This is a genomic window from Variovorax sp. OK605 (assembly GCF_900115445.1).
Taxonomy (GTDB): Bacteria; Pseudomonadota; Gammaproteobacteria; order Burkholderiales; family Burkholderiaceae_C; genus Variovorax.
In genome coordinates, this window is sequence record NZ_FOWL01000024.1 from 43,020 (window position 1) to 55,213 (window position 12,194).

11 protein-coding genes, 1 tRNA gene and 1 pseudogene are annotated in these 12,194 nt (G+C 64.3%); 6 read left to right on the forward strand and 7 right to left on the reverse strand.

The window, feature by feature from the left end:
* Positions 1 to 5: 5 nt before the first annotated feature.
* From BM013_RS36825 to BM013_RS36845, 5 genes and pseudogenes are all read right to left on the reverse strand, one after another.
* Positions 6 to 971, reverse strand: a complete 966-nt coding sequence (locus tag BM013_RS36825) for a prepilin peptidase (RefSeq protein WP_093134832.1) — start codon at positions 969 to 971, stop codon at positions 6 to 8.
* Positions 971 to 2,200: a type II secretion system F family protein gene (locus BM013_RS36830; protein WP_093134967.1), complete on the reverse strand. Its 1,230-nt coding sequence runs from the start codon at positions 2,198 to 2,200 to the stop codon at positions 971 to 973. The genes BM013_RS36825 and BM013_RS36830 overlap by 1 nt, the downstream gene beginning before the upstream one ends.
* 33 nt (positions 2,201 to 2,233) lie before the next feature.
* Positions 2,234 to 3,961 (reverse strand): annotated as a pseudogene (gene pilB / locus BM013_RS36835) (type IV-A pilus assembly ATPase PilB); the annotation flags it as partial.
* 113 nt (positions 3,962 to 4,074) lie between these two features.
* Positions 4,075 to 4,151, reverse strand: a tRNA-Pro gene (locus BM013_RS36840).
* A 51-nt stretch (positions 4,152 to 4,202) separates the two neighbouring features.
* Positions 4,203 to 5,195, reverse strand: coding sequence for a polyprenyl synthetase family protein (locus BM013_RS36845; RefSeq protein WP_093134835.1), 993 nt, complete (start codon positions 5,193 to 5,195; stop codon positions 4,203 to 4,205).
* Positions 5,196 to 5,388: 193 nt separating this feature from the next.
* Here BM013_RS36845 and rplU point away from each other — a divergent pair, with 193 nt between their 5' ends.
* The 4 genes from rplU (at position 5,389) to proB (ending at position 8,341) form a co-directional block, all read left to right on the forward strand.
* Positions 5,389 to 5,700 carry a 50S ribosomal protein L21 gene (rplU, locus tag BM013_RS36850; RefSeq protein WP_042578903.1) on the forward strand — a complete coding sequence of 104 codons (312 nt, stop codon included), beginning with the start codon at positions 5,389 to 5,391 and terminating at the stop codon, positions 5,698 to 5,700.
* 12 nt (positions 5,701 to 5,712) lie between these two features.
* Positions 5,713 to 5,973 carry a 50S ribosomal protein L27 gene (gene rpmA, locus BM013_RS36855; RefSeq protein ID WP_007833244.1) on the forward strand — a complete coding sequence of 87 codons (261 nt, stop codon included), beginning with the start codon at positions 5,713 to 5,715 and terminating at the stop codon, positions 5,971 to 5,973.
* Positions 5,974 to 6,044: 71 nt separating this feature from the next.
* A complete protein-coding gene (gene cgtA / locus BM013_RS36860) occupies positions 6,045 to 7,121 on the forward strand; it encodes an Obg family GTPase CgtA (protein ID WP_093134838.1) in 1,077 nt (358 codons plus the stop codon).
* A gap of 80 nt (positions 7,122 to 7,201) precedes the next feature.
* Positions 7,202 to 8,341 carry a glutamate 5-kinase gene (gene proB, locus BM013_RS36865; protein ID WP_093134840.1) on the forward strand — a complete coding sequence of 380 codons (1,140 nt, stop codon included), beginning with the start codon at positions 7,202 to 7,204 and terminating at the stop codon, positions 8,339 to 8,341.
* Between the two features lie 53 nt (positions 8,342 to 8,394).
* Here the strand turns inward: proB and BM013_RS36870 are convergent, their stop codons facing one another.
* Both BM013_RS36870 and BM013_RS36875 read right to left on the reverse strand, forming a co-directional pair.
* Positions 8,395 to 8,844 (reverse strand): CNP1-like family protein, encoded by a 450-nt coding sequence (locus tag BM013_RS36870; protein WP_256221858.1) that lies wholly within the window; start codon positions 8,842 to 8,844, stop codon positions 8,395 to 8,397.
* 91 nt (positions 8,845 to 8,935) lie between these two features.
* On the reverse strand, positions 8,936 to 9,604 hold the full coding sequence (locus tag BM013_RS36875) for an RNA pyrophosphohydrolase (protein ID WP_093134845.1): 669 nt from the start codon (positions 9,602 to 9,604) through the stop codon (positions 8,936 to 8,938).
* 147 nt (positions 9,605 to 9,751) lie between these two features.
* On the opposite strand from BM013_RS36875, the gene BM013_RS36880 reads away from it, so the two are divergent.
* Together BM013_RS36880 and BM013_RS36885 are read left to right on the forward strand one after the other, a co-directional pair.
* Positions 9,752 to 11,497, forward strand: coding sequence for a proline--tRNA ligase (locus tag BM013_RS36880; RefSeq protein ID WP_093134847.1), 1,746 nt, complete (start codon positions 9,752 to 9,754; stop codon positions 11,495 to 11,497).
* Positions 11,494 to 12,177, forward strand: coding sequence for a lytic transglycosylase domain-containing protein (locus BM013_RS36885; protein ID WP_093134850.1), 684 nt, complete (start codon positions 11,494 to 11,496; stop codon positions 12,175 to 12,177). Before BM013_RS36880 ends, BM013_RS36885 begins: the two co-directional genes overlap by 4 nt.
* Positions 12,178 to 12,194: the final 17 nt, after the last annotated feature.

Here is a 12,194-nt window from a genome sequence, read left to right on the forward strand (position 1 = left end):
CTGTGTCAGTGGATCAGTGCGCCCAGGGGGAAGGCGAACGGAATCCACTGCTTCACGACTTCAGGGCCTGCAACGAGGCAGATGAGGCCCGCTCCGGCCAGGAAGGGGCCGAAGGCGATGGGAATGTCCTTGTGCGCCAGCTTGCCGGCCACGCGCAGCGTGATGCCGATCACCGCGCCCACCAGCGAAGACACGAGGATGATCGCGATGAGGTAGTCCGCGCCGAGCCATGCGCCCAGCGCGGCGAGCAGTTTGAAGTCTCCATAGCCCATGCCTTCCTTGCCCGTGACCAGGCGAAAGGCATGGTACACAAACCAGAGGCTCAGGTAGCCGAACACCGCGCCCCAGAGGGCCGAACTCAGCGGCACGCCGGTCCAGCCCATGGCCGCACCGATCAGCCCGAGCCAGAGCAGCGGGTAGTTGAGCGAGTCCGGCAGGAACTGGGTGTCGAAATCGATCAGGAACTGGCAGACCAGCAAGGCACCGAAGGCCGCCCAGAGCGCGCCCGACGGCGTGATACCGAAGCGCCACGCGCACAGCGCGAAGAGGCCGGCCGTGACCAGCTCGACCAGCGGATAGCGCGGGCTGATGAAGGTCTTGCACGACGCGCAGCGCCCGCGCAGCGCGGCATAGCTCAGCACGGGGATGTTCTCGTACCAGCGGATCTTGTGGCCGCAGGCGCCGCAGCGCGAGGCGGGGCGGGTCAGGTCGAAGGGAGGCTGCGCCTCGATGACCTCGGCCGCCTTGTCCGCCGCGGCGTCCAGCCCCGCGGGCGAAGCGACCTTCGGGCCGAAGGCCAGCGACCACAGCGAGGGCGCGTCCTTCGACGACATGAGATTGGCGACCGCATCGGCGAGCCAGTCGCGGTACATCATCACCGGCGTGCGGTAGATGACGACGTTGAGGAAGCTGCCGATCAATAGCCCCAGCACACCGGCGAACGCGGTGTCGAACTCCCTCGAAACGAGCATCAGACGACCTGGCCGAGCTTGAAGATGGGCAGGTACATCGACACCACGATGCCGCCGATGATGGTGCCCAGGAACACGATGATGATGGGTTCCATCAGGCTGGACAGGCCGGCGACCATGTCGTCCACTTCGGATTCGTAGAAGTCGGCTGCCTTGCCGAGCATGTGGTCGATCGAGCCGGATTCTTCGCCGATGGCGGTCATCTGGATGACCATGGAGGGGAAGAGGTTCACGTTGGTCATGGCAGACGTGAGGCTGGTGCCGGTGGAGACCTCTTGCTGGATCTTTGCGGTGGCGTCGCCGTAGACGGTGTTACCCGAAGCGCCTCCCACTGAGTCGAGCGCTTCGACCAGCGGGACGCCGGCGGCGAACATCGTAGCGAGCGTGCGGGTCCAGCGAGCGATACAGGATTTCTCGATCAGCGTGCCGAAGATCGGAATTCGCAGCAAGACGCGATCCATAACTTTTTGGAAGCGTTCATTACGTTTCCAGGCTTGCAATAGAAAATAAATCCCCCCGCCAATACCGCCGAAGATCAACCACCAGTAGGAGACGAAAAATTCGCTCACGGCCATCACAAACAGCGTCGGCGCGGGCAAGTCGGCTCCGAACGACGTAAATACCTGTTTGAACGCCGGAATCACGAAGATCATGATGATGGCCACGACCACGAACGCCACGACGACCACTGAAGTGGGGTACATGAGCGCCGACTTGATCTTCGACTTGATCGCCTCGGTTTTTTCCATGTACGTGGCCAGTCGGTCCAGCAGGTCTTCCAGGATACCGGCCGCTTCGCCTGCCTCCACCAGGTTGCAGTAGAGGTTGTCGAAGTACTTCGGGAACTTGCGGAATGCGGCCGATAGCGAGGTGCCGGTTTCCACGTCCGTACGGATATCGTTGAGCAGCTTTGCCACGCTTGCGTTCGCGTTGCCGCGGCCGACGATGTCGAAGGACTGCATCAACGGGACACCAGCCTTCATCATCGTCGCCAACTGGCGCGTGAAGATTGCGATGTCCTTGGGTTTGATCGCCTTGCCCGAGCGCATGCGGCGCTTCTTGATCTTCGAGGCAAGCACGCCTTGGCGGCGCAGCGCGGCCTGCACCTGGTTTTCTCCGGCGGCCCGAAGTTCGCCGCGTACCAGTTTGCCGTTACGGTCCTTGCCTTCCCACTCGAAGACAAATTCCTTGTGGGTGGGCTGTGAGCGGGTGGATGCCACGGTTGCCATTCGATCTCCGGTTTCTCGGTGTGTGCGGTATAAGTTGGTGCAGGCCACCACTTCTTCGAGCGAAGTGAGGCCTTGCATGACCTTGCGCAAGCCAGATTGCCGCAACGAGCGCACGCCTTCGGCTTCCGACTGCTGGGCGATGTCGAGTGCGCTGCCATCGCGCAAGATGATTTCCTGGATGGCCTCGGTGATCGGCATCACTTGGTAGATGCCCACGCGGCCCTTGTAGCCACCGTTGCAGGCTGAGCAACCGACCGGACGATAGGGCTTCCAGCTTCCGTCCAGGGCATCTTCCTGGAAGCCTGCCTCCAGCAGCGTTTCTCGCGGAACGTCGGCGGGCGCCTTGCATGCGGGGCACAGCCGCCTTGCAAGCCGCTGCGCAGTGATCAAGATGACGCTCGATGCGATGTTGAACGGTGCGATGCCCATATTGCGCATTCGCGTCAGCGTGGTCGGTGCGTCGTTGGTGTGCAGCGTGGAAAGTACCAAGTGGCCGGTCTGTGCGGCCTTGATCGAGATGTCGGCGGTTTCCAGGTCGCGGATTTCGCCGACCATGATGATGTCGGGATCCTGCCGCAGGAAGGCACGCAGCGCGGCCGCGAAGGTCAGCCCTGCTTTTTCATTGACGTTGACCTGGTTGACGCCGGGCAGGTTGATTTCGGACGGGTCTTCCGCCGTCGCAATGTTCACGCCGGGCTGATTCAGCAAGTTCAGGCAGGTGTAGAGCGACACCGTCTTGCCCGAACCCGTCGGGCCGGTCACCAGCACCATGCCGTAGGGGCGGCCAATTGCGTGGAGGAGGCGTTCCTTTTCGTCGGCGTCGTAACCCAGCGCATCGATGCCCAGGCGGGCGCTGCTCGGGTCAAGAATCCGGATGACGATCTTCTCGCCGAACAGCGTGGGCAGGGTGCTTACGCGGAAGTCGATGACGCGGTCAGGCCCGATCTTGAGCTTCATGCGGCCGTCTTGCGGCACGCGTTTTTCCGAGATGTCGAGCCGCGAGATGACCTTGATGCGCGAGGCCAGCTTGTCCTTGATGACGGTGGGCGGGCTGGCGATCTCGCGCAGTTCGCCGTCGATCCGGAAGCGCACGCGGTACTGGTGCTCGTAGGGCTCGAAGTGGATGTCCGAGGCTCGCATGCTGATCGCGTCGAGCAGCATCTTGTGCAGGAAGCGGACAACCGGTGCGTCTTCTACTTCTGCGACCGCTTGGTCGTTGGCTTCGCTTGATGTTTCAGCGGAAGCCTCGTCGAACTCGAACTCGCTACCAACGATGCTGTTGATGGTCTCGGCCGCGCTCGCAGCGGTGGCCTCGACCATGCGCGACAGCTTGTCGTATTCGGCGATGACCCAGTCGACACCCATCTGAGAGGCGAACTTGATCTTCTCCGCCGCCTGCTGATCCGAAGGATCGGCCGTCGCAACGATGAGACGGTTGTTGCGCTTGCTGAGCACCACGATGCGGTACGCGTGGCACAGCTTGGGGTCGAGCAGGTCCTTGGGCAGGCGCTGCGGATCGATGGCGTCGAGGTCGAGCAGCGGTGCGCCGAAGGCTGTCGACAGCGTGTGCGCCAGATCGGCTGCCGACACGGCACCGGAGCCTGTCAACTCCGCGATGAAGCTGGTGCGGCCGCTCAGTGACTTTTGATAGATGTCCTCCGCGGATTTGGCGGGAAGCTTGCCGGCTGAGACGAGGGCACGCGCAAGCCCTGGGAGTGCGATTTGCGAGTTTTCTTTGACGGGAAGTTCGGCAGCGGCCATTCAGCAAATGCAAAAGATGTGAAAAAGTGCTTCACGATCATCGCTGAACAGGCCTGTGCTGTAAATCGCCACACAGCAACAGGCACGGCCATTTATTTATGCCAGCCAAAGGCTGGTCGGGGTGAGAGGATTCGAACCTCCGGCCTCTACGTCCCGAACGTAGCGCTCTACCAGGCTAAGCTACACCCCGATGGTTGCAAGAAAAAAGTAATCGTTCCTAGATGCCAACTCAATGAGGTGTTCAGGCACGTCGCTCAAGCAACTGAGCCGCCAATTGTAGCAAACCTGAAGCGTGCAAATTGGACGGGAAGCCTTTTAATGCGTGAATCGCGCGTTCTGCTTCGGCGGCTGCGGCTGCGCGTGAAGCGTCGAGGGCGCCGGTTTCGCGCACGATCTCGACGATCTTGCCCAGTTGGGCAGTGTCTCCGGCCTCGATGGCCGCGCGCACCAGTTCGCTCTGGGCAGAGGTGCCGCGCTGCATTGCAAAGATGAGCGGCAGCGTGGTCTTGCCTTCGCGCAGGTCGTCACCGACGTTTTTTCCGGTTTCCTGTGCATCGCCTGCGTAGTCGAGAACGTCGTCGATCACCTGGAAGGCGGTGCCAAGCGCTTGCCCATAGGTGGCGCATGCTTCCTCGACTTCAGGTGTGGCGCCGGCAAGAACGGCGGCGAGCCGGGTGCTGGCTTCGAAGAGCTTGGCGGTCTTCGAGCGGATCACTCGCAGGTAGGCCGCTTCGTCCAGTGATGCGTCGTGCATGTTCATCAGCTGCAGCACCTCGCCTTCGGCGATCACATTGGTCGCCTCGGCCAGGATCTGCATCACGCGCATGTTGTTTGCGTCCAACATCATCTGGAACGCGCGTGAATAGAGGAAGTCGCCGACCAGCACGCTGGCCGGGTTGCCGAACGACTCATTGGCGGTGGCGCGCCCGCGCCGCAGGGTCGATTCGTCGACCACGTCGTCGTGCAGCAGGGTCGCTGTATGGATGAACTCCACGACGGCTGCGAGATTGAAGCGCTGTTCGCCGGTGTAACCAAGCGCCCCCGACATCAGCAGCAGCAGTGCGGGCCGCAGGCGCTTTCCGCCCGCGGAGATGATGTATTTGGAAACCTGGCTGACCAGCGGCACGCCTGTATCGAGGCGGCGGGCAATCACACGGTCGACTTCGACCATGTCGCCAGCAATCAGGTCCAGCACTGTGGCGGTGGGGGAGGTGTCGGCGGCGGGAACTGGCAAGGCGTGGGCGCAGAGCGCTGCTGGAAGGGGGGGGCGACCCAAGTAAAAAGAGGGCCGGAAGCCTCAAATTATAGGGAGCCATCGCCTTGCGCCGGTTACGCACCGGGCTTGGGCTGGCTCGCGACCACAAACCGCGCTATAATCTTGGGCTCTGCGGAATTCGCTGCGGAGACTCAATTTCTAAGAGGTTTACATGTACGCGGTCATAAAAACCGGCGGCAAGCAGTATCGCGTTGCTTCCGGCGAAAAAATTAAAGTAGAACAGATTGCTGCGGACGTAGGCCAGGAAATCGTGATCGACCAGGTTCTGGCTGTCGGAAACGGCGCTGAAATCAAGGTTGGCACGCCCCTGGTGTCCGGCGCAACGGTGACAGTCACGGTACTGTCGCACGGCAAGCACGACAAGGTCGGCATCTTCAAGATGCGCCGTCGCAAGCACTATCAGAAACGTCAAGGCCATCGCCAGCAGTTCACCGAACTGCAAATTGGCGCGATCGCCGGCTAAGGAGCACATTCCATGGCACAGAAAAAAGGCGGCGGCTCAACGCGAAACGGGCGCGATTCCAAGCCCAAGATGCTCGGCGTGAAGGCGTTCGGCGGCGAACTGATCAGCGCAGGCTCGATCATCGTGCGCCAGCGCGGCACCCAGTTCCACCCCGGCGTGAACGTCGGCGTGGGCAAGGACCACACGCTGTTTGCCCTGGTCGACGGCCACGTGTCGTTCGGTCACAAGGGTGCTCTGAACAAGCACACGGTCAACGTGACCCCCGCGGCGTAAGCCTCGCAGTCACTTCGATCACCCGAGGCCCCGCATTGCCGGGGCTTCTTCATTTGTAAACTGGACATCCCATGAAGTTCGTCGACGAAGCCTTCATCGACATCGCCGCGGGCGATGGCGGCAACGGCTGCGTGTCGTTCCGTCATGAGAAGTACAAGGAATTCGGCGGCCCCAACGGCGGCGACGGCGGCCGCGGCGGCCACGTCTTCGCGGTGGCCGATTCCAACCTCAACACGCTGGTCGACTTCCGCTACTCGCGCCGCCACGAGGCCAAGCGCGGCGAGCACGGCATGGGCTCCGACATGTTCGGCGCCGCGGGCGATGACATCACCCTGAAGATGCCGGTCGGCACGATCATCTCCGACGCCGAAACGGGCGAGGTGCTGTTCGAGCTGCTCAACGAGGGCGAGGTCATCACCATCGCCAAGGGCGGCGACGGCGGCTTCGGCAACATGCGCTTCAAGAGCGCCATCAACCGCGCGCCGCGTCAGAAGACGCCCGGCTGGCCTGGTGAGAAGCGCAGCGTCAAGCTCGAGCTGAAGGTGCTGGCCGACGTGGGCCTGCTCGGCATGCCCAATGCGGGCAAGTCGACGCTGATCAGCGCCATCTCCAATGCCCGTCCGCGCATCGCGGACTACCCCTTCACCACGCTGCACCCGAACCTCGGTGTGGTGCGCGTCGGTCCGGAGCAGAGCTTCGTGGTGGCCGATCTCCCTGGTCTCATCGAAGGTGCCGCCGAAGGCGCCGGCCTGGGCCATCTTTTCCTGCGCCACCTGCAGCGCACGCGTTTGCTGCTGCACGTCATCGACATGGCGCCGTTCGACGACGCCGTCGACCCGGTCGCGCAGGCCAAGGCCATCGTCGGCGAGCTCAAGAAGTACGACGCTGCGCTCTATGAAAAGCCGCGTTGGCTCGTGCTCAACAAGCTGGACATGGTGCCGGCCGAAGAGCGCCCGGCGCGTGTCAAGGACGTCGTGAAGCGCCTTCGCTTCAAGGGCCCGGTGTTCGAGATCTCGGCGCTCACGCGCGAAGGCTGCGAGCACCTGGTGCAGGCCGTCTACCAGCAGGTCAAGGCGCAGCAGGTGGCCGAGCAGGAGCCGGTCGTCGTCGATCCGCGTTTCGTGCCGCTGCCACCCGAGGGCACCTGAGCGGCACCGCAGCACCGCCTCGCGGTGCTGCCCAAAGACAGACAGACAACACAGCAGCATTCAAGACCGCACCGCCCCAAATGACCTCGAACTCCGGATCCACTGCCTTGCGGGATGCCCGCCGAATCGTCGTCAAGGTGGGCTCCAGCCTCGTGACCAACGAGGGGCGCGGTCTTGATGAAGCGGCTATCGGCGAGTGGTGCCGGCAGCTCGCGGCACTGGTGCGCGATGGGCGCGAGGTCGTCATGGTGTCTAGCGGCGCGATCGCCGAAGGCATGAAGCGCCTCGGCTGGCGCACCCGCCCGCATGAAATCAACGAGCTGCAGGCGGCCGCGGCCGTGGGCCAGATGGGCCTGGCCCAGATGTACGAAACCAAGCTGCGCGAGAACGAGATCGGCAGCGCCCAGGTGCTGTTGACGCACGCCGACCTGGCCGACCGCGAGCGCTACCTCAACGCACGCTCCACGCTCGTCACCTTGCTCAAGCTGGGCGTGGTGCCCGTCATCAACGAGAACGACACCGTCGTCAACGACGAGATCAAGTTCGGCGACAACGACACGCTCGGCGCGCTCGTCGCCAACCTGGTCGAGGCCGACGCGCTGGTCATCCTGACGGACCAGAAGGGCCTGTACACCGCAGATCCGCGCAAGGACCCCGACGCCAAGTTCGTCCACGAAGCCGCTGCCGGCGACCCGGCGCTCGAGGCGATGGCGGGCGGTGCCGGTTCGAGCATCGGCCGCGGCGGCATGATCACCAAGATCCTCGCGGCCAAGCGCGCCGCCGGGTCGGGCGCTTCCACCGTCATCGCGTGGGGCCGCGAGCCCGAGGCGCTGTTGCGCCTGACGCGCGGCGAGTCGATCGGCACCCTGCTGGTGGCGCAGACCGCCAAGCACCAGGCCCGCAAGCGCTGGATGGCCGATCACCTGCAGCTGCGCGGCGCCGTGGTCGTCGACGCAGGCGCGGCCGCCAAGGTGCGCGCCGAAGGCAAGAGCCTGCTGCCGATCGGCATGACCAGCGTCTCGGGCGAGTTCTCGCGCGGGGACGTCATTGCCGTGCGCGACGACAGCGGTGTCGAACTGGCGCGCGGTCTTGCCAACTACTCGAGCGTGGAAGCACGGCTTCTGTGCCGCAAGCCGTCGACCGAGTTCGAACGGCTGCTGGGCTACGTGGCGGAGCCTGAAATGGTCCACCGCGACAACATGGTGTTGATGCCGGGCTGAAAACAAAAAACGGGGCGCAAGGCCCCGTTTGTTGTTTGTCTCTCCGTGCAGGCTTACTGCACTTCCCGCACCGGGTTTCGCAGGTTCTGCACCATCGCTCCCACCGAGTCGCGCGGCGCGTTGCCGCGGCACAGGGCCTGTGTCGACAGGGCTCGTGTGTAGCTGGAGTTCATGTCGTTCAAGCGCTTCCACTCCGGCTTCGGCGTGTCCTGCCAGGTGCCGTTGTTGTAGCGGGCGTAGCTCTTCATTTCCGCGGTCGAGCAGCGCACGCCCTCGTAGAAGGCGTTCACTGCGCCGCCGCTCTTGTTGTGCGCGACCACCACGTAGCGAACGATGCCGTCGCCGGTGATGGCGATCGTCTGCGGGTCGACCCCGAAGCGCAGGCTCATGTACGGCGGCATCTCGATCGGTAGCAGCCGGCTTTCGCTGAAGGTCGGCGGCGCTGGCGTGGCAGTCTCTTCCCACTCCCTGTCCGTCTCGTAGCGCTTCGGTGGAGGTGGCATGCCTGCCTGCGCCCAGTCGGGGTTCTCCGTGTCGTGCGGACCCGATGCGCATCCCGCGATGATGCCGAAGCAGGCGAGGAGGAGGGCGCGTTCAGCGTGGCGTCGGAAGGAAGGGCGCTTTGTTGTGGGGAAGAGGAGGTTCATCGCTCGCGGAAGGAATGTCGGGATGCGGATCGAAACTGCCGCCGGGCGGCAGGTCCAATCCGGGAGGCGCTCCGGCGTCCAGCGAATGGCGCTCGAACTCTCGAGCACGCACGTTGCTGCGCAGGAAGCGGTTGCGGAAATCCTGCCGTGGCAGGTAGCGAGCAAGCTCGGTCAGCGCCATCTCGTAGACGCCGCGCTTGAACTCGACGACCACGTCGAGCGGCACCCAGTAGTCGTGCCAGCGCCAAGCGTCGAACTCCGGATGGTCGGTGGCACGCAGGTTGAGATCCCAGTCGTGGCCGACGAGTTGCAGCAAATACCAGATTTGTTTCTGGCCCTTGTAGTGGCCCCGTGCGTCACGGCGGATGAACCGATCCGGCACCTCGTAGCGCAACCAGTCGCGGGTACGGGCCACGATGCGCACATGCTCCGGATGGAGCCCCACTTCCTCGTGCAGTTCCCGAAACATGGCTTGCTCGGGACTCTCGCCGCGATCTATGCCGCCTTGCGGGAACTGCCAGGAATGTGTGCGTATGCGCTTGCCCCAGAAAACCTGGTTTCTCTGGTTGAGCAGGATGATGCCGACGTTGGGCCTGAAGCCGTCCCGGTCGAGCATAATCAAACCCCAATTTTTGAACTGAGTCGATTATGCATGCCGGGGTGCCCCCGGCAAGCTGCCGATGCCAGGCTCTCAGGGTCTCTCCGGGGGAGCAGTCCCCCACTTCCGAACCTCGAATCCAGCCAATCCATCACCACGATCCCGATGAAAGCTTCCCGATTTTTTGTCTCCACCCTCAAGGAAGCGCCGGCTGACGCAGAGGTCGCGAGCCACCGGCTCATGACGCGTGCCGGCATGATCAAGAAGCTCGGCACGGGCATCTACACCTACATGCCCATGGGCCTGCGCGTGATCCGCAAGGTCGAGGCGATCGTGCGCGAGGAAATGAACCGTGCCGGTGCCGTCGAGATGACGATGCCCGTGGTGCAGCCCGCCGAGTTCTGGCAGGAGACCGGCCGTTTCGAGAAGATGGGCCCCGAGTTGCTGCGCATCAAGGACCGCCACGACCGCGACTTCGTGATCCAGCCGACCAGCGAAGAGGTGGTGACCGACATCGCGCGCCAGGAGATCCGCAGCTACAAGCAGCTGCCGAAGAACTTCTACCAGATCCAGACCAAGTTCCGTGACGAGCGCCGTCCGCGCTTCGGCCTGATGCGCGGGCGCGAATTCATCATGAAGGACGCCTACAGCTTCGACCGCGACCTCGACGCCGCCAAGGCCAGCTACCAGGTCATGGCACAGGCCTACCGCAACATCTTCGACCGCTTCGGCCTGCGCTACCGCGCCGTCGCGGCCGACAGCGGCGCCATCGGCGGCGACCTGAGCGAAGAGTTCCAGGTGATCGCCGCCACGGGCGAGGACGCCATCGTCTACTGCCCCGACAGCAATTACGCGGCCAACATGGAAAAGGCCGAGGCGCTCGCTCCGGCCGGCTCGCGTCCCGCCGCCGCCAACGCGCTCGAGAAGACGCCCACCCCGGGCAAGAGCACTTGCGAAGACGTGGCCGTGCTGCTCGGCGTGCCGTTGTCGACCACGGTGAAGTCGCTCGTGCTGGCCACCGAGATCGTCGACGCCGCCGGCAACGCCAAGGGCTCGCAGGTCTGGCTGCTGCTGCTGCGCGGCGACCATGACATGAACGAGATCAAGGTCGGCAAGCTGCCCGGCCTCGACAAGGGCTTCCGCTTCGCGACCCTGGCCGAGATCGACGAGCACTTCGGCTGCAAGCCGGGCTACCTGGGCCCGCTCAACCTCAAGAAGCCCGTGAAGATGGTGGCCGACCGCGAGGTGGCGGTCATGGCCGACTGGATCACCGGCGCCAACGAGGCCGACTTCCACATGACCGGCGTCAACTGGGGCCGCGACCTGCCCGAGCCCGCAATCGTGGCCGACCTGCGCAACGTGGTGGCGGGCGACGCCTCGCCCGACGGCAAGGGCGTGCTGGCCATCGAGCGCGGCATCGAGGTGGGCCACGTGTTCGTGCTGGGCACCAAGTACAGCAAGGACATGAATGCCACCTACCTCGACGAAGGCGGCAAGCCGCAGTTCCTCGAGATGGGTTGCTACGGCATCGGCATCACGCGCCTGCCCGCCGCCGCCATCGAACAGAACCACGACGAGCGCGGCATCATCTGGCCCGACGCGATCGCGCCCTTCACCGTGGTGGTCTGCCCGATCGGCATGGACCGCAGCGCCGAGGTCAAGACCGCCGCCGAGGCGCTCTACGAAGAGCTGCTCGCCAAGGGCGTCGACGTGCTGCTCGACGACCGCGGCGAACGCCCCGGCGCGATGTTCGCCGACTGGGAACTGATCGGTGTGCCGCACCGCGTGGTCATCTCCGACCGCGGCCTGAAGGAAGGCCAACTGGAATACCAGGGCCGCCGCGACACCGCTGCCACCAAGGTGCCTGCGGCCGGCATCGCCGAATTCATCGCTGGCAAGCTCGGAAAATGAGCCTGGAGGGCGGCCTCTCGCGACGCCAGTGCCTGGGCGCCGCCGTGACGGCCGCCGGTGCCCTGGCCGGCCTGTCGCTGCCGCGAACCGCTCTGGCCGGTGCACAGATCGAGGAGCCGCTGATCGACTCGGTGCGCACCGCGCTGAGCTCGGCCATCCACAACAAGGCGCCGCCGGTGCCGCAGTTCGCGAACACCGACGCCCGGCTGGCCTACCTGCGCTGGCTCGGCGAGATGAGCGAGCGCCTCAAGAAGAAGGTGGCCGACGCGCCGTCTCGCATCGAGTTCCTGCAGACCGCCTGGTACGAAGCCAAGCGCTCGGGGCTCGAGGTGAGCCTGGTGCTGGGGCTGGTGCAGGTCGAGAGCAACTTCCGCAAGTTCGCGGTGTCCAGTGCCGGCGCGCGCGGCTACATGCAGGTCATGCCGTTCTGGACGCGTGTGATCGGCGACAGCGACTCGGCCAAGCTCTTCCACATGCAGACCAACCTGCGCTTCGGTTGCGTCATCCTGCGCCACTACCTCGACCGCGAGAACGGCGACCTGTACATGACGCTGGGCCGCTACAACGGCAGCCGCGGCAAGTCGCCGTACCCCAACGCCGTGTTCGCCAACCAGCGGCTCTGGGCCTTCAGCGACAAGGAACGCGAGCGGGACAACAAGGATCGCGCCGCCGCGGGCTGAACCGCGGTCGAGTCCCG